The sequence below is a fragment of the Actinacidiphila oryziradicis genome (assembly GCF_005047355.1).
In the GTDB taxonomy this organism is placed as follows: domain Bacteria; phylum Actinomycetota; class Actinomycetes; order Streptomycetales; family Streptomycetaceae; genus Actinacidiphila; species Actinacidiphila oryziradicis.
In genome coordinates this window covers 226,266-247,427 of the sequence record NZ_SUMC01000002.1, presented here as the reverse complement: position 1 = coordinate 247,427, position 21,162 = coordinate 226,266, and the positions used below count along the sequence as shown (strand labels likewise).

Sequence of the window (21,162 nt, the reverse complement as noted above, 5' to 3'; positions counted from 1 at the left end):
GCCCCGGTGCCCGAGAACGCCGAGCTCGCGTCAGCTGATTACGCAGCCGTCCTCGACCGTGCAGCCGCCGGCGGCCGGATCACCCCAGAGGAGGCCCTGGACCTCTACCGCTCCGCCCCTCTGCATGCCCTCGGCGGCGCCGCCGACGCCGTACGCCGCCGCCGCTACGCCGGCACCGAGCACATCGCGACGTACATCATCGAACGCAACATCAACTACACCAACGTCTGCGTCACCGCTTGCAAGTTCTGCGCCTTCTACGCCGCCCCGAAGGACACGGAAAAAGGCTGGTCCCGCGGCCTCGACGACATCCTCCGCCGCTGCGCCGAGACCGTCGAACTCGGCGGCACCCAGATCATGTTCCAGGGCGGCCACCACCCCGACTACGGCGTCGAGTACTACGAAGAGCACTTCGCGGCCATCAAGGCGGCCTATCCGCAGCTGGTCATCCACTCCCTCGGTGCCTCCGAGGTCGAGCACATGTCCCGGATCTCCGGCGTCTCCGCCGAGGAGGCCATCCGCCGCATCCACGCCGCCGGGCTCGACTCCTTCGCCGGCGCCGGCGCGGAACTCCTGCCGGAGCGCCCGCGCAAGGCCATCGCGCCCTTGAAGGAGTCCGGCGAGCGCTGGCTGGAGATCATGGAGATCGCACATGGTCTCGGCGTCGAATCCACCTCCACCATGCTCATGGGTACGGGGGAGACCAACGCCGAGCGCATCGAGCACCTCCGCATGATCCGCGACGTCCAGGACCGTACGGGCGGCTTCCGCGCCTTCATCCCGTACACCTACCAGCCCGAGAACAACCACCTCAAGGGCCAGACGCAGGCCACGATCTTCGAGTACCTGCGGTTGATCGCCGTCGCCCGGCTCTTCCTGGACAACGTCGCCCACATCCAGGGCTCCTGGCTGACGGTCGGCAAGGAGGCCGGGCAACTCTCCCTGCACTACGGTGCCGACGACCTCGGGTCCGTCATGCTGGAGGAGAACGTCGTCTCGTCGGCGGGCGCCAAGCACCGCTCCAACCGCATGGAGCTCATCCACCTCATCCGCTCGGCCGGACGTGTCCCGGCGCAGCGCGCCACCACCTACGAGCACCTCGTCATCCACGACGACCCGGCCAACGACCCCGTCAACGACCAGGTCGTCTCCCACCTCTCCTCCACCGCGATCGAGGGCGGCACCGCGCACCCCGAGCTGAAGCTGATCGACGCCAACTAAGTTGGGCAGGTGTTCCGCAAGGCGAGCGGAGCGAGATGGGGGCACCTCCCGGCCGAAAGCTGGGGGAGGGTGGGCACAACCCGACCACCGGCCCGCACGTGCCCGGAGCCCGGGGCGGGACGAGCCCGCGCCGGAGGCGCCAGGCATCATGGCCGCATGCTCACCATCCACGCCGGGGCCAACGGAGCAGCCGTCCTGGTCGAGGGCGACCGCATCGCCGCCCTCGCCCCGCTCGCCGCGCTGCGCGAAGCGCACCCCCGGGCGCGGGTGCGCCAGTGGCCCGGCACCGTAGGCCCGGGGTTGGCGCACAGCGGCCCGCTGCCGGACGCGCCGAGCCCGCGCGAGCGCGTGCACGCGCTACTGCGGCGCGGGGTGACCGCCATTACCGACCTGCCGGCGGACCCGGCGTTGCGCGAGGCGCTGAAGAGGGCAGCGGTGGCCCGGAACCGGGCCAGGCTGGCGCCGGGGGCACGGGCGGATCTCGCTGTGATCGACGCGAGCGGCGAGTGCGTCGCCACGGTCCTCGCCGGACGGCTGGTGCACCGCCGCGCATGACCCTGGCGCGGGAGCGCCACACGCACAGGCAAGAATGGGACCGTGACCCGAGCCTCTCTGGACAAGCAGCCGCACGAAGTCGCCGCGATGTTCGACGATGTCGCGGCCAAGTACGACCTCACCAACGACGTGCTCTCGCTCGGCCAGACCCGCCTCTGGCGCAAGGCCGTCGCCCAGTCCCTGGCTGTAAGCCCCGGGGAGCGGGTCCTGGACCTCGGCGCCGGGACCGGCACCTCCTCCCTCCCCTTCGCCGCCGCAGGCGCCCGTGTCGTGCCGTGCGACTTCTCGCTCGGCATGCTGCGCGAGGGCAAGAAGCGCAGCCCGTTCCTCCCGCTCACCGCCGGGGACGCGACCCGGCTGCCCTTCGCCGACGGGGTGTTCGACGCGGTCACGATCTCCTTCGCACTCCGCAACGTCCACGACACGGACGCCGCGCTGCGCGAGATGCTCCGGGTCACCAGGCCCGGCGGCCGGGTGGTGATCTGCGAGTTCAGCCACCCCACCCTCAAGGCGTTCCGCACGGTGTATACCGAGTACCTGATGCGTGCTCTCCCGCCGGTCGCCACCGCCGTGAGCAGCAATCCCGACGCGTACGTCTACCTCGCCGAATCCATCCGGGCCTGGCCCGACCAGCCCGCGCTGGCAGCCAGGCTCCAGCAGGCGGGCTGGTCGAAGGTCGCCTGGCGCAACCTCACGGGCGGCATCGTCGCCCTGCACCGCGCCACCAAGCCATAACGAGTCCATAACTGAGCATGACTCCAGCATGACCGAGCGTAACTGAGAACGGGAGACCGCGACCGTGACAGAAACCGTCGCTTCCGAGCGCAGCGCCGATGTGATCGTTGTCGGGGCCGGGCCCGCCGGTTCAACGACCGCGTACTACCTGGCGAAGGCCGGACTGGACGTCCTGCTCCTGGAGAAGACCACCTTCCCCCGAGAGAAGGTGTGCGGCGACGGCCTCACCCCGCGCGCCACCAAGCAGCTGGTCGGCATGGGCATCGACATCTCCGAGGAGGCCGGCTGGCTCCGCAACAAGGGGCTCCGCATCATCGCGGGCGGCGTCCGCCTCCAGCTCGACTGGCCCGACCTAGCCTCCTTCCCCGACTACGGACTCGTCCGCAAGCGCGAGGACTTCGACGAAGTCCTCGCCCGCCAGGCCGAGAAGGCCGGCGCCCGGCTCTACGAGCGCTGCAACGTCTCCGGCCCGATCCGCGACAGCCGTACGGGCCGGATCACCGGCGTCGAGGCCAAGCTCGGCGAGGAGAAGACCCCGGTCACCTTCCATGCCCCGCTCGTCGTCGCCGCCGACGGCAACTCCACCCGGCTGTCCATCGCGATGGGCCTGCACCGGCGCGACGACCGCCCCATGGGCATCGCCGTGCGCACCTACTTCACCTCGCCGCGCCATGAGGACGACTACCTCGAATCCTGGCTCGAGCTCTGGGACAAGCGCGGCCCCCAGGACCGCCTCCTTCCCGGCTACGGCTGGATCTTCGGCATGGGCGACGGCACGTCCAACGTCGGCCTCGGCATCCTCAACTCCTCCTCCGCCTTTAAGGAGCTCGACTGGCGCGAGGTCCTCAAGGCCTGGTGCGCCTCCATGCCCGCCGACTGGGGCTACACCGACGAGAACCAGATCGGCGCCATCCGAGGTGCCGCCCTCCCCATGGCCTTCAACCGGCAGCCGCACTTCTTCAAGGGCCTGTTGCTGGTCGGCGACGCCGGAGGCCTCGTCAACCCCTTCAACGGCGAGGGCATCGCCTATGCGATGGAGTCCGGCCAGATCGCCGCCGACGTCATCGTCCAGGCCCACGCCCGCCAGACCGCCGCCCAGCGCGAACTCGCCCTCCAGGCCTACCCCCGCATCCTCAAGGACACCTACGGCGGCTACTACAACCTCGGCCGCGCCTTCGTGAAGCTCATCGGCAACCCCAAGATCATGAAGCTCGCCACGGAACGCGGCCTCACCCACCCGCTGCTGATGCGCTTCACCCTCAAGATGCTCGCCAACCTCACCGACCCGGTCGGCGGCGACGCGATGGACCGGATCATCAACGGCCTGTCGAAAATCGCCCCCAAGGCCTGAACGCCTGCCGGGCGGTTGGTGGCCGGCGGCTGGTGGCTGGTGGCTGGCGGGCTCTTGTCCGCTGGGCGCGGCGCCGGGGTTGTCCCGGTCTCGCCATTTCTGATTGGCCGGGTGCGGGTGCGTTTGGCTCCCTTCGGTCGCAAGGATCAAAGGCGCTAACTGCGGATGGGGAGGAGGGGGGTTCCGGTTGTCGGTCGGCCGCCGGCCCGGTGGGTCGCGGGGGTCAAGGCGGCTTGTGCGGCATCGGTTCGGTGGGTATCTGGGGTCTCGTTGCCGGATCCTGGTAGAGATGGTCGGTGGCGACGCCTGTTGTCCGTGGGGGGCTGGACTGCCGTAACCGGCGGCTGACAGGTGCTTGGTGGCTTACCTCCTCCACGGCCTGCGCCGTTGGGGGCCGCCTCTTGCCGGGCCAGGAGCGGGGGGTGGTGGAGCTCGCCCGCCGGATGCAGAGGCGGCCGGGGGGTGCGGAAAGGTTTCTGCTGGGCTGCGGGGTGGGCCCGGGCTCAATGCGCCGTGACCGGAAATGACGGGGGCCTTATGACCACTTTGAATCGATCCAAGTGGTCATAAGGGCCCCGTCATTCGGCCCGAGTGAGGCCGCCTGCGTGCACTTCCACCCATGCCTGCGTACACCCCGGTGTGGCGGGGGTGTACGCAAGCAAGGACTGAAGTGCACGCAGGCACGAGAGGAATTAACCGATATGCCGGACACGGGAAGGCTTCGCGGCTCCCGCTGAAACGATTCTGCGGCGGGGCGGATCCATGAGGTGCCCCGATGAGACAGCGACACTACGAGCGGGGGCCGTGAGAGTGTCCCATTCGGGTACCTGACGTCCCGATCCCCCGCAAAAACGTTCCTGCCCCGAACCCGGAGGAGAGCCACCCGCCCTCCGCCGGAACGTTTCTGCACCCCCGCGCCTGGACCCCCACCCACCGGCCGGGAGGGCAGCCACCGGGCCCCCGCTCACTTCCCCCGCCCCGGGGCCAAGCCACCAAGCACCCGTCAGCCGCCGGTTACGGCAGTCCAACCCCCCACGGACAACAGGCGTCGCCACCGACCATCTCTACCAGGATCCGGCAACGAGACCCCAGACACCCACCGAACCGATGCCGCGCAAGCCGCCTTGACGCCCGCCGCCCACCCACCCGGGAGCCAACCGACAAGACAAGCCCCCCTCCTCCCCCTCCGCAGTTAGCGCCTTTGATCTTCGCGACCGAAGGGAGCCAAACGCACCCGCCACACCTCCCACGCCGAAATGGCGGGACCGGGACAACCTCCGGGCTCGCCGTCAGCGGTTCAGGGCGGCCGCGCGCAGGGCGGCCTCCGTCTGGATGGCGACCAGATCGCGGATGGGGTGGGGCTCGGCGCCGGTGTGGGCCTGGGCGTTGGCGGACCAGTCGGCGAGGAGGGCATCAAGGGCGGTGGCTTTGAAGGGGGTGAGGAGGGTCAGGCCGGGCGAGACGCGGTCCAGGGCGGCTTCGAGCTCGGCGGCGGCGGAGGCGGGCGAGGGTGGGAGGGTGCGCGGATACGGAAGAGCGGGACCGCCGGGGTGACCGTGAGCGCGCCGTGCCGAGTCGCGTAGCGCGCTGGAGGCACCGTGGCGGCGGGTCGGGGTGGCAGGCGGCATGACGAAGACGCCCTCGCGGAGGCTGGCCCAGCCGGCGCAGTCGGCGGGCCGGGCCTCCATCGGGATGCCGCGCCGGGCTGCGGCGTCGGCCAACTGTTCCGCGAGGTCCGGTAGGGCGCGGCTCAGGACGAAGTGGGCGCCGTCGAAGTCGGCGTTGTGGAGGAGAGCTGAACGTGGGGGCGGAGGGCGTCGATCAGCCGCATCAGGGCCCGGGTCTCGGGGAGCGGAGCGGGGGCGAGGGGGAGCGGGAAGGTCCACTCCGGCTGGTGGGCGAGGGCGGGCCGGTGGAAGTGGTGGAGGTAGGTGGGGAGGGTGAGTGGCCGCTGCCCGTACCAGCCCTCGTTCAGACGGGCGGCGTCCGGATCGATGCACGGCACGAAATGCCAGGTGCAGTCGGCCCCGTCAGCGAGCTCGGGCGCCTCGGAGATGATGCGGGCGGTCTCCAGGACAGTCAGGAAGCCGACCGGTTCGTTCGGGTGGGGGCCGCCGAGCAAGAGGACGTCGCGGCTGCCGGTTCCGATGGAGAGCAGGCGCAGCGGTTCGCCGAGGCGGCTGGTGCCGATGGTGGTGTGCCAGCCGGGGATGGCGGCGAGCGCGTCGTCCAGCTCGTCGAGGGAGGGGAAGTGGTCGTGGTCGCGGACCTCGCTGACGTACGCGTCAATGTCCATTCGCCGCCCTCCCGTCGGGCTTCCCATCGGGCTTCCCATCGAGCTCGAACCATACGGTTTTGCCGGGGGCCGCCGCCGTGCGGAGGCAGATGCCCCAGGAGGTGGCACACGCGTCCAGAATCGGCAGGCCCCGGCCCGATTCGTCGCTGCCGCTGGCGCAGTGGCGGCGGGGGATTCCGGGAGCGTCGTCCTCGACCAGGACGCGGAAGGCGTTGGTCGAAGCCGCGAATTCGGCGAAGACGGTGACGGGGGATGAGCAGCCGCTGCGCAGGCAGGCGTTGATCGCGTTCGTCACGGCTTCCGAGGTGAGGAGGAGTGCGGTGTCGATGAGGTCTTCCCGGCGGTGGATCGTGAGCATGGTCCGGACGGATTCGCGGACGGAACGGACCCACGCGGGGTTCGGCGCGAACACGATGGAGAAGTCGATTCCGGGCATGGCGGTTTGCCTCCGGTGGCGGGTTGGTGACACAGAGTCAAGTTCTCTCGACGGTAAGGGGTGACCTTTAGCAGTTGCAACCTGTATCGGCGAGTTGCCCCTATCGAGTGGACCCGGCCCCGGCCTGCCCGGCAGACTGCCCGTGATTCACGTAGGAGGTCGTCATGGGACTGAGGTCCAATCCGTCACAGCGCCAGCGTCGTTTGGGCGCGGAGCTACGTCGGCTCCGCGAGTTGAGCGGTATGTCCGCGACGGATGCCGGTGCTCTCGCCGGGCTGGGGCGCGCCCATATGAGCCACATTGAGATGGGGCGCACGGCTATCCCGGAGGACAAGTTGCGCGCGCTAGTACGCGCGTACGGTTGCAACAGTCAGGGGCTGATCGACGCACTCGTCGTGATGGGGGAGTCGACAGGTAGGGGGTGGTGGTCGGACTATCGGGACACCCAGTCCAGTTCAGTGCTCGATCTCGCCGAGCTGGAGGCGGCAAACACGGCGCATCGGAGCTTTCAGTGGGTGTACGTCCATGGCTTGCTCCAGACCCCCGATTACATGCGTGCCTTGTTCGAGGCCGGGCAGCCCGACGCCACACTCGGGGAATTGGACAGGGGGGTGGAGTTCCGGCTGCGACGGCAGGAAGTCCTCAAGGGCACGTCCCCGCTGCGATTCCACGCAGTGATCCACGAAGCCGCGCTGCACATGCGCCTCGTCAGCGCCGAGATCATGCGCCAGCAGATCGAGCACCTGGTGGAGATGGCCAGGCTGCCCAACGTTTGCATCCAGATTATGCCGTTCGCCGGGCGGGCGTATCCCGCTGATTTTGGCACACCCTTCGTGATCTTTGAGCCGTCTGTACCTGAGCTCGGAACCGTATATGTGGAGCACCCGGTCTCCCCGCTGTTTCTTGGCGAGCAGGCTCAACTGGCACAGTTCAGAGCGACGTTTGAGACCCTGAGTACGGTGGCCTTGCCACCGCTGGACCCCCAGCCAGAGTCCATGTTCTCTGCCAAGAAGGACTCGTTGGGTCTGGTCCAGCATCTGCTCTATGTCTTGTGAGGGGAACACCATGACGGATCTGGCTTGGCAGAAGTCCAGCTTCAGCGGGACCGGAACATCCAACGACTGTCTGGAAGTCGCGACCGCCCCCGACGGGCTGCTCCGCCTCCGCGAGGGCGACCAGCCCGCCGCAGTGGTGACCACGGTCCCCGCCCAGTGGGACGTCTTCGTCAAGGGCATCAAGGCTGGCGAATTCGATCTGTGAGGGGCAGCGTTCGCCGGACCTGACCCAGTGGAGGTCGAGCTTCACCGGGACCGGAGACCTCGATGATTGCGTCGAGCTTGCCGTGGCCCCTGCCGGGTGGCCCGGTGCCGGGGTTGCCGGTCCCGCCATTCCGGCGTGGGTGATGTGGCGGGTGCGTTTGGCTGATGGCGCTCGTTGAAAGTCCCCATCTCGTGCTACGGGATGGGGCAGACCTGCTCGCGTCGATTCCCACCCACTCACCGAGCTTCGTCACCTGCTCGTTGTCTGATCCGGGATCATCGCTGGGCGGCGCCAGCGGGTCCGGACTCGATGCTCAGGCCCTCCACTCCCTTGTTCGGCCAACTGGTTCCCTACTAAGATAGGGAACCAGTTGAGCAATGGAGGCAGGATGTCACTCCTCGATGACGGCGGGCCGATCTTCGCCCAGATCGCCGCCGAGCTAGCGAACCAGATCGCCGACGGCACGGTGGGCGAGGGAGAACGCGTCGCGTCAAGCAACGAACTCGCGGCGTTCTACCGGGTCAACCCGGCCACAGCGGCGCGCAGCCTCACCGTGCTCTCGGACGAGGGACTGGTGGAAAAGCGGCGAGGCGTCGGCATGTTCGTCGCGGCGGGCGCGCGGGACCGGCTCGTACAGGCCCGGCGGCGCCGCTTCGCGGACCGATACGTACGGCCGCTGGTGGTCGAGGCGGCACGGCTCGGGATCGGGCTGGAGCCACTGCTCGGGCTGGTACGCGAGGAGCTGGCCTCGGTCGAGGTGACGACGGGAGGAGGGGCATGACGCCGGCGATCTCGGTAGCCGGGGTCGAGTGCCGCTACCGAGGCCACCAGGCGCTGACCGATGTCACCTTCGAGATCGACACGCCGTCCATCACCGGACTGCTGGGCCGCAACGGCGCCGGGAAAACCACGCTGCTGCGCATCCTGGCCGGCCAGGAGTTCGCCACCTCCGGGCGCGTGCACGTGTTCGGGGCCGGGCCGCTGGAGAATGATGCGGTGTTGCGCCGGATGATCCTCATCCGGGAGGACCAGATCTACCCCGACCTGCGGGTTCGGCACGCGATCACAGCAGCATCGCTGCTGTACCCGAACTGGGACACCGACCTGGCCGGCACGCTGCTGGACCTCTACGAGCTGCCGCCGAACCGACCGATCAAAAAGCTGTCGCGCGGCATGCGGACCGCGCTCGGCATCGTCATCGGGCTGGCCGCCCGCGCCGAAATCACCCTGTTCGACGAGCCGTATGCGGGCCTGGACGCGGTCGCCCGCATGCTCTTCTACGATCAACTGCTGGCCGACTACACCGCCCACCCGCGATGCATCGTGCTCTCGACCCACCTCATCGACGAGGCCGACGAACTCCTCGACCGTGTCCTGGTCCTCGACCACGGCAAGCTGGTCCTCGACGCGCTCGCCGAGGACCTGCGTGGCACCGCCACGATCGTGACCGGCCCGGCCGACTGCGTGGAGCGGTTCGTCGCCGGCCGCGCGACACTGAGCCGGCGCACGATGGGCACGCAGACCCAGGCGGTGATGGTCGGCCGGCTCGACGAACGCGACCGCGAAGTCGCCGACCACCTGCGCCTGCGCCTGGAGCGTGTCACTCTTCAGCAGCTCGCGGTCTACGCAGCCGGGCACGACACCCAGTCCGGACTCACACCAGCGAGGGCATCCTGATGCGCCCCACCCCGATCGTCACCGTCGCCCGCTATCTGCTCCTCGACCGTGTCACCTACCTCGTACTGCCCTGGGCGTGGGCGGCCTTCGGCTTCATCCTCGATGTGGTGATCCTGCAACTCACCCCGGCCGGCCACAGCGACCACCGCTGGGTCGGCGGCCTGGCCGGGGTCTTCCTCGTCATGTTCGTCGTGGGCGTGCAGTCCGTCGCCCGCGCACTGCCGTTCGCCCTCACCCTCGGGGTCAGCCGACGCACCTACTTCCTCGGTGTCACCTCACTGGCCGTCGCCCTGGCCGTGTGCTTCGGGCTCGTACTCGCCGTCGGCCAGACCCTCGAACGCGCGACCGGCGGATGGGGCATGAACGAACATGGCCTACTTCCGCATCCCCTACCTCCTCGACGGCCCCTGGTACCTGTCGTGGCTCACCGCGACGACCATGTTCGCCCTCTTGTTCGTTTACGGGATGTTGTACGGCCTGATCTACCGTCGCGCCGGGCTACCCGGCACGTCGATCTTCGGCGCGACACAACTCGGCGCGCTGGCCCTCGCCGCGATCATCACGACATGGGCGCACGGCTGGGGGAACATCGGCCGCTTCCTCACCGCCCTCACCGCCACCGGAGTCACTGGCGCCCTCGCTGTCGTCGTCGCTGTCATGCTCGCTGGCGGCTTCGCCACCATCCGTCGCCTGACCGTGTGAGACCGCGTCCGGCACTCAGGACGAAGGCCGGGGGCCGACAACTGCCGTCGGCGACAAGGTGAATGTCGTCATGGCCGGCGGCGCGAGGCAAGGTGTGAAGGCGACCTTTAGAACACGACCTGGACGTAACCTAGCGCGGGTCGACGATCTTGGGGGCGTACACCAGCCCGAGCGGTTCGGGGCCGATGTACTGCTGGCAGTTGCAGGGCTTGGCTTCGTACCGCAGAGGCTTGCGTTCGGCGTCCCAGGCGGTCGGGGCCTCGACCGTCTCATGGCACTTGCCGCTGCTGTCGTGCTTGGCGAGGTGGTGGGTGCAACCGCAGACGGGTTCGGGTGGCTGGTTCGCCGCGAGCAGTACGAGCTGCTGCGCTTCGGCCGCCTTGAGCAGCTCCAGCTTCCGCTTGTGGCGAGTCTTCAAAGCCCTTCGGACGCTCTCGCTGCCACGGCCAACGCCTATGAGCACGGCGGGGATCACCCACCAGATCCAGCCACCCATACAATGCCTCCCCCGTGCGACCGATGACTCCCAGGGTAACGACCGCCGACGTCGGCGTACATATCGGCCCGCGCCCGCCTCAGTAGCGCAGCGCCGCCGCGATGCGGTCGTGGGCGGCGAGGACGCCGTCGGGGACGAAGACGACCTCGCCGCCGAAGTCGAGGGTGCGTTCGATGATCTCGTCGACGGTGTCCTCGCGCACGACGAGTCCGGTGGCGGCCTCGGAGTCGACGGGGATGAGATGGCCGCCGGAGATGCAGGCGGCGACCTCGAAGCTGTCCTCGACCGCGAGGAGGTCGATACGGCCTTCCTGGACGGTCTGCCAGACCTCGTCGAGGCCGGTGGTGAAGGTCTTGCGATTGCGGGCTTCCTCGAAGCGTTGGGCGACGCGTTGCAGGTCGCGCTGGACCTGGGCCTCGAATGCCGGGCGCAGCTCGGCGGCGAGGGCGGAGCCGGGGCCGTGGGCGAGGCCGCCGACGTGGACGCGGTCGGTGGCGTCCTTGACGGCGGTGCCGACGTCGTCCAGGAGACTGAGCTCCTGGGGGAGGCCGACGAGGTACAGCGGCCGGGGGTCCTCGGCGAGGACCTGTTGGAGGGCATTGTCGACCTGGCGGAAGTAGCGGCGGGCGGTTTCGCCGCGGAGGGGGTCGAGCCGTTCGCCGGCCCTCTCCAGGTTTTCCGGGTCGGGGTCGGGGCGGTCGGGTTCCATGGGGAAGCCTTGGCCGGGGGCCTCGGTTACGGAATCGTCGGTTCCGCTCCAGAGGGTCGTACGATCGAGGGCGACGGCGAGCACCCAGTACGGCTGGGCCCGTTTGCGGGCGGCGACGAGATTGCGGGTCTCGTAGGTGTCGCTGAAGACGATGCGCTCGGGCACGGAACGGGGCGAGTCCCAGACCTGGTGCTCGCCCTGGGCGGCGAAGATCAGCAGCCCGTCGAGGGTGTGCCGGAAGTCCACTTCGGCCGCGGCTTGGTCGAGTTGCCCGCTGACCTCGAACCGGGCCTCCCTGGTCACCGCCGGGTCGGTCTCCAGGCGTTGCTTGGCCTGGGTGACCAGATTGCGCAGCCGGACCGGATCCTCCTGGCTCAGGGGGTTGCGGCGATGGGTCGGCAGCGCGACCGTGACGGCGGGGTAGGGCCGTGGTGCCCGCAGTGCGGCGAGTGTGTCGGACGTCAGGTCTGTGATGCGCATGAACGCCTCCCGACAGTGCCGAAGTGGCCTGTCTAACCAGCATCACGCACGGGCGGGGGCGGCGCATCGCGGACGGCGGGCCGCCGGCCTCCCGCTCGGGCCGGCGACTCCGCCGCTTTACGGGGACGGGATCAGGCCACGCGCACCGCGGACGTCGGCATGTAGTTCGACATCTGCTGGATGACGACACCCTTGCCGGGGTTGGCGGCGTCCAGATACTGGCCGTTACCGACATATACGGCGACATGGTACGCCGAGCCGGCACCGCCCCAGAAGAGCAGGTCGCCCACCTGCACGTTGCTGACGGACACGGGCGTGCCGAAGGTGGACTGGGCCTCGGAGGTGCGGGGGAGATCGACACCGATGGTCCTGAAGGCGGCCTGGGTGAGGCCGGAGCAGTCGTAGGCGCTGGGGCCGGTGGCGCCGTAGACGTAGGCCTTGCCGACCTGGGACTTCAGGAAGTTGATGACGGAGGCGACGCTGCCGCTCGCGGTGGAGGTGGACGTCGAGGAGGAGAGCGTCGTGCGGGCGGAGGAGCGGGACGCGGCCTGCGTGGTGGCCTTGCGCTCTGCGGCGGCCTTCTTCGCTGCGGCGGCCTTCGCTGCGGCGGCCCGGAGGGCCTGCTCCTTGGCGGTCTTCAGAGCGGCCGCGTCCGCGGCGTCCTGGTGGGCCTGGAGCTGGATCTCGACGGCGCTCTGGTCGACGGCTTCGGCGGCCTGTGCGGCGGTGGTGGCCGTATTGAGAACGGGGATCCCGGCTGTGGTCTCGGCCGGGGAGGGGGCCGTCGTGTCGGCGGCGCTCGCGGCGGATACGCCGGACAGTGCGAGCGTGCCTATGACGCCGCCGGCGACTCCAGCGCGGCGCACCCAGTGCGGGTTGTCGGGCTGCGTGGCGTGTCGCCGACGGCGTATATACGAGGGCTGCTCGGTCTCGGTCTCGGTGTCGGTCTGAAGGGGCATGGGGTCTTGGCTATCAGTTGGCGGGGGTCCGGCTCAAGAAAGGTGGGATCCGCCACAAAAAACGGGGGTTGACATGTAGAGTGCCCGATTTCCACTGTCGCGATCTTCCTTACGCGGGACGAATGGGGCACCCGGTCACGGATGTTCGTGCACGCGTTCACTTGCTGTCAGCGGGGCGTTCACCGTCTCGGCGGGCCTTGCCGGGCGAGGGTCCCCGGATGGCTACCACGAGCTTTCGCCCAATGCCAATTTGATTCGGACGCCTTGTGCTTGATAATGCAAGAAAGCCTCCGGCCAGCGACAATGCGGGCAGCAGTCACCCAGGGTGGGCTGATACTGCGGAATGCGTAGTCGGATCTGCGCTCATCGGACTTCATGATCATTCGTCAGGTGTTGTAGATCACAAAGGTCCTGGCGTACCCCGTGTCGCAGATCACAGACCGGGAGGCATAAGATGCAGGCGGTTCGGGCTTGTGAACTGCCTCACATACGCACGATCTTCAGGTGGTGTGTCATGTGGGACGCAGCTCCGGGCGCGGCCGTCATCAGTCAGAGTCGACTGGAAGGAGCGGGGACGGTGAACGCCTACGCGCCCATCTTTGTGCTGGGCGGCCTTGCGGCCGGCTTCGCAATCTTCTCCGTGGTCATGGCATCGTTGATCGGCCCAAAACGTTACAATCGGGCCAAACTAGACGCGTACGAGTGCGGCATCGAGCCCACTCCGCAGCCAGCCGGCGGGGGCCGCTTCCCGATCAAGTACTACCTGACGGCGATGCTCTTCATCGTCTTCGACATCGAGATCGTCTTCCTCTACCCCTGGGCCGTCACCTTCGACTCCCTGGGGATCTTCGGGCTCGTGGAGATGCTGCTCTTCGTGCTCACCGTCTTCGTCGCATACGCCTACGTATGGCGCCGCGGCGGCCTGGAATGGGACTAGGGGCGGATAAACGCCATGGGTATTGAAGAGAAGCTGCCGAGCGGGTTCCTGCTGACGTCGGTCGAGACAGCGGCCGGCTGGGTACGGAAGTCGTCCATGTTCCCGGCGACCTTCGGCCTCGCGTGCTGCGCCATCGAGATGATGACCACCGGAGCCGGGCGCTACGACCTGGCCCGGTTCGGTATGGAGGTGTTCCGCGGCTCGCCGCGGCAGGCGGACCTGATGATCGTCGCCGGACGGGTCAGCCAGAAGATGGCCCCGGTGCTGCGCCAGGTCTACGACCAGATGCCGAACCCCAAGTGGGTGATCTCGATGGGCGTTTGCGCCTCCTCGGGCGGCATGTTCAACAACTACGCGATCGTGCAGGGCGTCGACCACATCGTCCCGGTCGATATCTATCTGCCCGGCTGTCCGCCCCGGCCCGAGATGCTGATGGACGCGATCCTCAAGCTCCACGAGAAGGTCAGGCACGAGAAGCTCGGCGTCAACCGCGAGCAGGCGGCCCGCGAGGCGGAGGAAGCGGCGCTCAAGGCGCTCCCCACCATCGAGATGAAGGGGCTGCTGCGGTGAGCGGCGAGCAGAACGGCCACAACGGCCACAACGGCCACAACGGCCAAGCACCGGTCCCGCGCGGTGACAGCAGCGAGGCCATCCGCGTCCAGCGCGGCATGTTCGGCGCCAAGAACGGCGGTGACACCTCCGGCTACGGCGGGCTGGTCCGCACCGTAAGGCTGCCGGGTGCGTCATCGCGCCCGTACGGCGGCTGGTTCGACGAGGTCGCGGACGAGCTCGAAGGCGCCCTGGAGGAGCAGGACCTGCTGCCGGCCAACGCGATCGAGAAGACCGTCGTCGACCGGGACGAGCTGACCTTCCACATCGCCCGTGAGCACCTGCCCACCGTGGCCCGGACGCTTCGCGACGACCCGGCGCTGCGCTTCGAGCTCTGTACGGGCGTGAGCGGCGTCCACTTCCCGGAGGACAGGGGCCGAGAGCTGCATGCCGTGTACCACCTGCGCTCGATCACCCACAACCGGCTGATCCGGCTCGAAGTCAGCGCCCCCGACGCCGACCCGCACATTCCGTCGGTCGTCGCGGTCTACCCGACCAACGACTGGCACGAGCGCGAGGCGTACGACTTCTTCGGGATCGTCTTCGACGGCCACCCCGCGCTCACCCGGATCATGATGCCGGACGACTGGCAGGGGCACCCGCAGCGCAAGGACTATCCACTCGGCGGCATCCCCGTCGAGTACAAGGGCGCCCAGATTCCCGCTCCCGACCAGCGGAGGTCGTACTCATGACCAACGGCTACGCAGCGCCCCACCAGGCGGAGGAGCGCGAGACCACCGAGGGCCGGGTCTTCACCGTCACCGGCGGCGACTGGGACGAGCTCGCCGAGACCGTCGGCAGGACCGATGACGAGCGGATCGTCGTCAACATGGGCCCGCAGCACCCGTCCACCCACGGCGTGCTCCGCCTCATCCTGGAGATCGACGGCGAGACGGTGACCGAAGCCCGCTGCGGCATCGGATATCTCCACACCGGCATCGAGAAGAACATGGAGTTCCGGAACTGGACCCAGGGCTCCACCTTCGTGACGCGCATGGACTACCTGACGCCGCTCTTCAACGAGACGGCGTACTGCCTGGCCGTCGAGAAGCTGCTCGGCATCACCGGCCAGATCCCGGACCGGGCCACCGTCATCCGGGTCCTGCTCATGGAGCTGAACCGGATCTCCTCGCACCTGGTCTGTATCGCCACCGGCGGCATGGAGCTCGGCGCGACCACGATCATGATCTACGGCTTCCGGGATCGTGAATACATTCTCGATATCTTCGAGCTGATCACCGGCCTGCGGATGAACCACGCCTACGTCCGCCCCGGCGGCCTCGCCCAGGACCTCCCGCCGGGCGCCGTCGACCAGGTCCGCGAGCTGGTGAAAACACTCCGGAAGAACTTGCCGGAGTACGACAAGCTCGCCACCGGCAACCCCATCTTCAAGGGCCGTATGCAGGACGTCGGCTATCTGGACCTGGCCGGCTGCATGGCGCTCGGCGCCACCGGCCCGATCCTCCGCTCCGCCGGCCTCCCGCACGACCTGCGCAAGGCGCAGCCGTACTGCGGATACGAGAACTACGAGTTCGACGTGCCGACCGCCGACAGCTGCGACTCCTACGGCCGCTTCCTCGTCCGTCTGGAGGAGATGCGGCAGAGCCTGCGGATCGTGGAGCAGTGCCTGGACCGGCTGGAGCCGGGCCCGGTGATGGTCGAGGACAAGAAGATCGCCTGGCCCGCGCAGCTGGCGCTCGGGCCGGACGGGCTCGGCAATTCACTGGACCACATCAAGAAGATCATGGGCACCTCGATGGAGGCCCTCATCCACCACTTCAAGCTGGTCACCGAGGGCTTCCGGGTCCCGGCCGGCCAGGCATACGTGGCCGTGGAGTCGGCGAAGGGCGAGCTCGGGGTGCACGCGGTCAGCGACGGCGGCACCCGGCCCTTCAGGGTGCACTTCCGCGATCCGTCCTTCACCAATCTCCAGGCCATGGCGGCGATGTGCGAGGGCGGCCAGGTCGCCGATGTCATCGTCGCCGTGGCGTCCATCGACCCCGTGATGGGAGGCGTCGACCGGTGACAGACACTGCGACAAACCTGGGCATGCCCCAGCTGCCCGCGCCGGAGTACCCGGCCGGCGTACGGCAGCGGCTGGAGCCGGACGCCCGCGAGATCATCTCCCGCTATCCCGACAGCCGCAGCGCCCTGCTGCCGCTGCTGCACCTCGTCCAGGCCGAGGAGGGGTACGTCACCCGCACCGGCGTCCGCTTCTGCGCCGAGCTGCTGGACCTGACGACAGCCGAGGTCACCGCGGTCGTCACCTTCTACTCCATGTACCGGCGCGGGCCGAGTGGTGAGTACCAGGTCGGGGTCTGCACCAACACCCTGTGCGCGGTCATGGGCGGCGACGCGATCTTCGACGAGCTGAGGCAGCACCTCGGCGTCGGCAACGGCGAGACGACGGAGGACGGCAAGGTCACCCTGGAGCACATCGAGTGCAACGCGGCCTGTGACTTCGCACCCGTCGTGATGGTCAACTGGGAGTTCTTCGACAACCAGACGCCCGGATCGGCCAAGCGCCTCGTCGACGACCTGCGGGCAGGGCGGACCGTCGAACCGACCCGGGGCGCTCCACTGTGCACATATAAGGAGACGTCCAGAATCCTCGCCGGGTTCCCGGACCGACGCCCCGGTGCGGTCGAGGCGAGCGGCGGCGCGGGCCCCGCCTCGCTCGCCGGCCTGCGCCTGCACAAGGGCGAGGCGCCGCCGGCCAGGGTCGTATCGCCGCGCCGGGAACCCCCGCACGACGAGCCGCCCCAGCCGGGCGCCGAACATCTCAGCTCCCACGACGCACCTATGGAGACCTCTGCCTCGGACGCCGACCACCCGTCGGGACGTCCGGAAGGCGAGGAGGGGGAATGATGACCGTGCACTCGCCGGAGAAGGTCCTCTCACCGGTGCTTTCGGCCTTCTGGGACGAACCGCGGTCCTGGACGCTGCAGACCTACCGACGGCACGACGGGTACGAAGGCCTGAAGAAGGCGCTCGCCATGCCGCCGGACGATGTGATCGCCCTGGTCAAGGAGGCCGGGCTGCGCGGACGCGGCGGCGCCGGCTTCCCCACCGGCATGAAGTGGCAGTTCATCCCCCAGGGAGACGGCAAGCCGCACTACCTGGTCGTCAATGCCGACGAATCGGAACCGGGCACCTGCAAGGACATCCCGCTCCTCTTCGCCAACCCGCACTCGCTCATCGAGGGCATGGTGATCGCCTGCCACGCGATCCGTTCGCAGCATGCCTTCATCTACCTGCGGGGCGAGGTCGTCCCCGTCCTGCGCCGACTGCACCACGCCGTCGCCGAGGCGTACGACGCCGGTTACCTCGGCCGCGACATCCAGGGCTCCGGCTTCGACCTCGAACTCACCGTCCACGCGGGCGCCGGAGCGTACATCTGCGGCGAGGAGACGGCACTGCTCGACTCTCTCGAAGGGCGTCGCGGCCAGCCCCGGCTGCGGCCTCCCTTCCCGGCGGTCGAAGGCCTCTACGCCTGCCCCACTGTGGTGAACAACGTGGAGTCCATCGCCTCGGTGCCCTCCATCCTCACCAAGGGGAAGGAGTGGTTCCGCTCGATGGGCAGCGAGAAGTCCCCCGGCTTCACGCTCTACTCGCTCAGCGGGCATGTCGCCAACCCCGGCCAGTACGAGGCGCCGCTCGGCGTCACCCTCCGCCAGCTGCTCGACATCAGCGGCGGTATCCGCCCCGGCCACCAGCTCAAGTTCTGGACCCCGGGCGGCTCGTCCACCCCGATGTTCACCGAAGAGCACCTCGACGTACCGCTCGACTACGAGGGCGTCGGCGCCGCCGGCTCGATGCTCGGCACCAAAGCACTCCAGTGCTTCGACGAGACGACCTGCGTGGTGCGGGCCGTCACCCGCTGGACCGAGTTCTACGCCCATGAGTCCTGCGGCAAGTGCACCCCCTGCCGCGAGGGCACCTACTGGCTCGTCCAGCTGCTCCGCGACATCGAAGCAGGCAAGGGCAAGCCGAGCGACCTCGACAAGCTCAACGACATCGCCGACACCATCAACGGAAAGTCCTTCTGCGCCCTCGGTGACGGCGCCGCCAGCCCGATCTTCTCCTCCCTGAAGTACTTCAGGGAGGAGTACGAGAAGCACATCGAGCTCGCGGCCTGCCCGTTCGACCCGTCCCGCTCAACCGTGTGGGCCGACAAGTCCTCCCTGGAGGTGAACGCGTGACTGTCACTACCAACGCACCCTCCGGAGGCGGAGAGGCGGCGCTGCCCCCGGAGGATCTCGTCTCCGTCACCATCGACGGCATCGAGATCTCCGTCCCCAAGGGCACCCTCGTCATCCGCGCGGCTGAACTGCTGGGCATCGAGATCCCGCGCTTCTGCGACCACCCGCTCCTCGACCCGGTCGGCGCCTGCCGCCAGTGCATCGTCGAAGTCGAGGGCCAGCGCAAGCCCATGGCGTCATGCACCATCACCTGCACCGACGGCATGGTGGTGAAGACCCAGCTCACCTCGCCGGTCGCAGAGAAGGCGCAGCGCGGTGTGATGGAGCTGCTGCTCATCAACCACCCGCTCGACTGCCCCGTCTGCGACAAGGGCGGCGAATGCCCGCTGCAGAACCAGGCGATGAGCGCCGGACAGTCCGACACACGGTTCGAAGGCCAAAAACGCACATATGAGAAGCCGGTTCCGATCAGCACACAGGTGCTGCTCGACCGCGAGCGGTGCGTGCTCTGCGCCCGCTGCACCCGCTTCTCGCAGCAGATCGCCGGGGACCCCTTCATCGAGCTGCTGGAGCGCGGCGCGCTGGAGCAGGTCGGTACGGGGGAGGGCGACGCCTTCCATTCGTACTTCTCCGGCAACACCATCCAGATCTGCCCGGTCGGCGCGCTCACCTCGGCTGCCTACCGCTTCCGCTCACGCCCCTTCGACCTGGTCTCCTCACCGAGCATCTGCGAACACTGCAGCGGCGGCTGCGCCACCCGCACCGACCACCGGCGCGGCAAGGTCATGCGGCGGCTCGCGGCGGACGACCCCGAGGTCAACGAGGAGTGGATCTGCGACAAGGGGCGCTTCGGCTTCCGCTACGCCCAGCGCCCCGACCGGCTGACGCACCCGCTGGTGCGCAATGCCGAAGGCGTCCTGGAACCGGCGAGCTGGCCGGAGGCGCTGGAGGCCGCCGCACGCGGCCTGGCCCGCGGCCGTACCGGCGTTCTGCCCGGCGGGCGGCTGACGGTCGAGGACGCCTACGCGTACGCCAAGTTCGCCCGCGTCGCCCTCGACACCAATGATGTGGACTTCCGGGCCCGTCCGCACTCCGCCGAGGAGGCGGACTTCCTCGCTGCGGCTGTCGCAGGCCGCGGCCGGGACCTGGACGGCACCGGAGTCACGTACGCCCTGCTGGAAAAGGCCCCGGTGGTGCTGCTCGTCGCGCTGGAGGCGGAAGAGGAGGCGCCCGGCGTCTTCCTGCGGCTCCGCAAGGCCAACCGCAAGCGCCGCCAGCGCACCTTCGCGCTCGCGCCCTTCACCACCCCGGGCCTGAAAAAGGCGGGCGGCACCCTGCTGCCGGCCGCGCCCGGCACCGAGTCCGAATGGCTCGACGCGCTGACCGCCGGGGACCGCCCCGAGGGCCGGGAAGTGACCGAGGCACTGCGTGCCGACGGCTCGGTCATCCTGGTCGGGGAACGGCTCGCGACCGTACCCGGCGGGCTGACCAGCGCGCTTGCGCTCGCCGCCGCGACCGGCGCACGCCTGGCGTGGATCCCGCGCCGGGCGGGCGAGCGGGGCGCGGTCGAGGCGGGCGCCCTCCCCGGGCTGCTGCCCGGCGGCCGCCCCGTCACCGACCCCGGGGCTCGAACCGGCGTAGCCGAGGTCTGGGGCGTCTCCGGTCTCCCGCACCGCCCCGGCCGCGACACCGGCGAGATCCTCGACGCCGCGCTCGACGGCGGGCTCGCCGCCCTGCTCATCGGCGGTGTCGAACTCGCGGACCTGCCCGACCCCGGCAGGGCCCGTGAGGCGCTGGACGCGGTCGGCTTCGTCGTCAGCCTGGAGCAGCGGCCGAGCGAGGTCACCGACCGGGCCGATGTCGTCCTCCCTGTCGCCGCCGTCGCCGAGAAGCCGGGCACCTTCCTCAACTGGGAGGGCCGCGCCCGGCTCTTCGAGGCCGCCCTCAAGCCCGACCAGACGGTCACCCGCCACCAGCTGCCGGACGCCAGGGTGCTCACGATGCTGGCCGACGCGCTCGGTGTCAGCCTCGGCCTCGTCGATGTGGCGGCCGCCCGGCGCGAGCTGAACCAACTCGCCACCTACAGCGGCCCGCACGCCTCCCCGCCGTTCGGCATCGCCCGCCGCCTGCCCCACCCCGAACGCGGCGAGGCCGTTCTCGCCGGCCACCGGCTCCTGCTCGACCAGGGCCGCCTCCAGGACGGCGACGAGGCCCTCTCCGGCACCCGTCATCCCGCCGTCGCCCGGCTCTCCGCCACCACTGCGGCCGAAGCCGGCCTGCCGGACGGCGCGGAGATCGAGGTCACCGGCCCGGCCGGCTCCGTACGGCTGCCGCTCCAAATCACGCCGATGCCCGACAGGGTCGTATGGCTGCCGCTCAACTCCACGGGCGGCGGCGTGCCGGACGACTTGGGCGCCGGGCCCGGCCAGGTGGTCAGGATCGCCGCAGCCGCGAAGGAGGTGGCCCAGTGACCACGCTCCTGCCCCATGGGCTGAGATCGGCTCAATACCGCCGGACGGTTCCGGCACGTATCTCCC

22 protein-coding genes are annotated in these 21,162 nt (G+C 69.2%); 16 read left to right on the top strand and 6 right to left on the bottom strand.

Going from position 1 to position 21,162, the window contains the following annotated elements:
• Positions 1-6: 6 nt before the first annotated feature.
• The 4 genes from mqnC to FCI23_RS03490 all read left to right on the top strand — a co-directional run bounded on the left by mqnC (position 7) and on the right by FCI23_RS03490 (position 3,862).
• The gene (mqnC, locus tag FCI23_RS03505) at positions 7-1,221 is read left to right on the top strand and encodes a cyclic dehypoxanthinyl futalosine synthase (protein WP_136721932.1); all 1,215 of its coding nucleotides are present in this window, start codon (positions 7-9) and stop codon (positions 1,219-1,221) included.
• Positions 1,222-1,377: 156 nt separating this feature from the next.
• Positions 1,378-1,776 carry an imidazolonepropionase-like domain-containing protein gene (locus FCI23_RS03500; protein WP_136721931.1) on the top strand — a complete coding sequence of 133 codons (399 nt, stop codon included), beginning with the start codon at positions 1,378-1,380 and terminating at the stop codon, positions 1,774-1,776.
• Positions 1,777-1,818: 42 nt separating this feature from the next.
• Positions 1,819-2,511: a demethylmenaquinone methyltransferase gene (locus FCI23_RS03495; protein WP_136721930.1), complete on the top strand. Its 693-nt coding sequence runs from the start codon at positions 1,819-1,821 to the stop codon at positions 2,509-2,511.
• Between the two features lie 64 nt (positions 2,512-2,575).
• Positions 2,576-3,862 (top strand): geranylgeranyl reductase family protein, encoded by a 1,287-nt coding sequence (locus FCI23_RS03490; RefSeq protein WP_136721929.1) that lies wholly within the window; start codon positions 2,576-2,578, stop codon positions 3,860-3,862.
• 1,289 nt (positions 3,863-5,151) lie between these two features.
• Here FCI23_RS03490 and FCI23_RS03485 read toward each other — a convergent pair.
• From FCI23_RS03485 to FCI23_RS03475, 3 genes are read right to left on the bottom strand one after another with little or no spacing between them, the layout of a single operon-like run.
• On the bottom strand, positions 5,152-5,583 hold the full coding sequence (locus FCI23_RS03485) for a hypothetical protein (RefSeq protein WP_136721928.1): 432 nt from the start codon (positions 5,581-5,583) through the stop codon (positions 5,152-5,154).
• Between the two features lie 29 nt (positions 5,584-5,612).
• Complete coding sequence (locus FCI23_RS03480) at positions 5,613-6,158, bottom strand: M14 family metallopeptidase (protein ID WP_136721927.1); 546 nt, start codon at positions 6,156-6,158, stop codon at positions 5,613-5,615.
• Positions 6,148-6,594, bottom strand: coding sequence for an ATP-binding protein (locus FCI23_RS03475; protein WP_136721926.1), 447 nt, complete (start codon positions 6,592-6,594; stop codon positions 6,148-6,150). The genes FCI23_RS03480 and FCI23_RS03475 overlap by 11 nt, the downstream gene beginning before the upstream one ends.
• A 164-nt stretch (positions 6,595-6,758) precedes the next feature.
• On the opposite strand from FCI23_RS03475, the gene FCI23_RS03470 reads away from it, so the two are divergent.
• The 5 genes from FCI23_RS03470 (at position 6,759) to FCI23_RS58125 (ending at position 10,233) form a co-directional block, all read left to right on the top strand.
• Positions 6,759-7,649 carry a helix-turn-helix domain-containing protein gene (locus tag FCI23_RS03470; RefSeq protein ID WP_136721925.1) on the top strand — a complete coding sequence of 297 codons (891 nt, stop codon included), beginning with the start codon at positions 6,759-6,761 and terminating at the stop codon, positions 7,647-7,649.
• A gap of 10 nt (positions 7,650-7,659) precedes the next feature.
• On the top strand, positions 7,660-7,854 hold the full coding sequence (locus FCI23_RS03465) for a DUF397 domain-containing protein (RefSeq protein WP_136721924.1): 195 nt from the start codon (positions 7,660-7,662) through the stop codon (positions 7,852-7,854).
• A gap of 388 nt (positions 7,855-8,242) precedes the next feature.
• Positions 8,243-8,635 carry a GntR family transcriptional regulator gene (locus FCI23_RS03460; RefSeq protein ID WP_136721923.1) on the top strand — a complete coding sequence of 131 codons (393 nt, stop codon included), beginning with the start codon at positions 8,243-8,245 and terminating at the stop codon, positions 8,633-8,635.
• Positions 8,632-9,531 carry an ABC transporter ATP-binding protein gene (locus tag FCI23_RS03455; RefSeq protein WP_136721922.1) on the top strand — a complete coding sequence of 300 codons (900 nt, stop codon included), beginning with the start codon at positions 8,632-8,634 and terminating at the stop codon, positions 9,529-9,531. Before FCI23_RS03460 ends, FCI23_RS03455 begins: the two co-directional genes overlap by 4 nt.
• 369 nt (positions 9,532-9,900) lie before the next feature.
• Positions 9,901-10,233 (top strand): hypothetical protein, encoded by a 333-nt coding sequence (locus FCI23_RS58125; RefSeq protein WP_211265188.1) that lies wholly within the window; start codon positions 9,901-9,903, stop codon positions 10,231-10,233.
• 130 nt (positions 10,234-10,363) lie between these two features.
• Here FCI23_RS58125 and FCI23_RS03445 read toward each other — a convergent pair whose 3' ends face one another.
• The 3 genes from FCI23_RS03445 to FCI23_RS03435 all read right to left on the bottom strand — a co-directional run bounded on the left by FCI23_RS03445 (position 10,364) and on the right by FCI23_RS03435 (position 12,877).
• Positions 10,364-10,729 (bottom strand): hypothetical protein, encoded by a 366-nt coding sequence (locus FCI23_RS03445; RefSeq protein WP_136721921.1) that lies wholly within the window; start codon positions 10,727-10,729, stop codon positions 10,364-10,366.
• Between the two features lie 79 nt (positions 10,730-10,808).
• The gene (locus FCI23_RS03440) at positions 10,809-11,918 is read right to left on the bottom strand and encodes a baeRF3 domain-containing protein (RefSeq protein WP_136721920.1); all 1,110 of its coding nucleotides are present in this window, start codon (positions 11,916-11,918) and stop codon (positions 10,809-10,811) included.
• A gap of 131 nt (positions 11,919-12,049) precedes the next feature.
• Positions 12,050-12,877 carry a C40 family peptidase gene (locus FCI23_RS03435; protein ID WP_136721919.1) on the bottom strand — a complete coding sequence of 276 codons (828 nt, stop codon included), beginning with the start codon at positions 12,875-12,877 and terminating at the stop codon, positions 12,050-12,052.
• 577 nt (positions 12,878-13,454) lie between these two features.
• Between FCI23_RS03435 and FCI23_RS03430 the strand changes: the two genes are divergently transcribed.
• From FCI23_RS03430 to FCI23_RS03400, 7 genes are read left to right on the top strand one after another with little or no spacing between them, the layout of a single operon-like run.
• Complete coding sequence (locus tag FCI23_RS03430; protein ID WP_136721918.1) at positions 13,455-13,814, top strand: NADH-quinone oxidoreductase subunit A; 360 nt, start codon at positions 13,455-13,457, stop codon at positions 13,812-13,814.
• 15 nt (positions 13,815-13,829) lie between these two features.
• Complete coding sequence (locus FCI23_RS03425; protein ID WP_136721917.1) at positions 13,830-14,384, top strand: NuoB/complex I 20 kDa subunit family protein; 555 nt, start codon at positions 13,830-13,832, stop codon at positions 14,382-14,384.
• On the top strand, positions 14,381-15,115 hold the full coding sequence (locus tag FCI23_RS03420) for an NADH-quinone oxidoreductase subunit C (RefSeq protein WP_246143261.1): 735 nt from the start codon (positions 14,381-14,383) through the stop codon (positions 15,113-15,115). Before FCI23_RS03425 ends, FCI23_RS03420 begins: the two co-directional genes overlap by 4 nt.
• Positions 15,112-16,449 carry an NADH-quinone oxidoreductase subunit D gene (locus FCI23_RS03415; RefSeq protein WP_136721916.1) on the top strand — a complete coding sequence of 446 codons (1,338 nt, stop codon included), beginning with the start codon at positions 15,112-15,114 and terminating at the stop codon, positions 16,447-16,449. The genes FCI23_RS03420 and FCI23_RS03415 overlap by 4 nt, the downstream gene beginning before the upstream one ends.
• A gap of 23 nt (positions 16,450-16,472) precedes the next feature.
• Positions 16,473-17,291, top strand: a complete 819-nt coding sequence (nuoE, locus tag FCI23_RS03410; RefSeq protein WP_136721915.1) for an NADH-quinone oxidoreductase subunit NuoE — start codon at positions 16,473-16,475, stop codon at positions 17,289-17,291.
• On the top strand, positions 17,288-18,625 hold the full coding sequence (gene nuoF, locus FCI23_RS03405; protein WP_136721914.1) for an NADH-quinone oxidoreductase subunit NuoF: 1,338 nt from the start codon (positions 17,288-17,290) through the stop codon (positions 18,623-18,625). Before nuoE ends, nuoF begins: the two co-directional genes overlap by 4 nt.
• On the top strand, positions 18,622-21,096 hold the full coding sequence (locus FCI23_RS03400; protein ID WP_136721913.1) for an NADH-quinone oxidoreductase subunit G: 2,475 nt from the start codon (positions 18,622-18,624) through the stop codon (positions 21,094-21,096). Before nuoF ends, FCI23_RS03400 begins: the two co-directional genes overlap by 4 nt.
• The last annotated feature ends 66 nt before the right edge of the window (positions 21,097-21,162 follow it).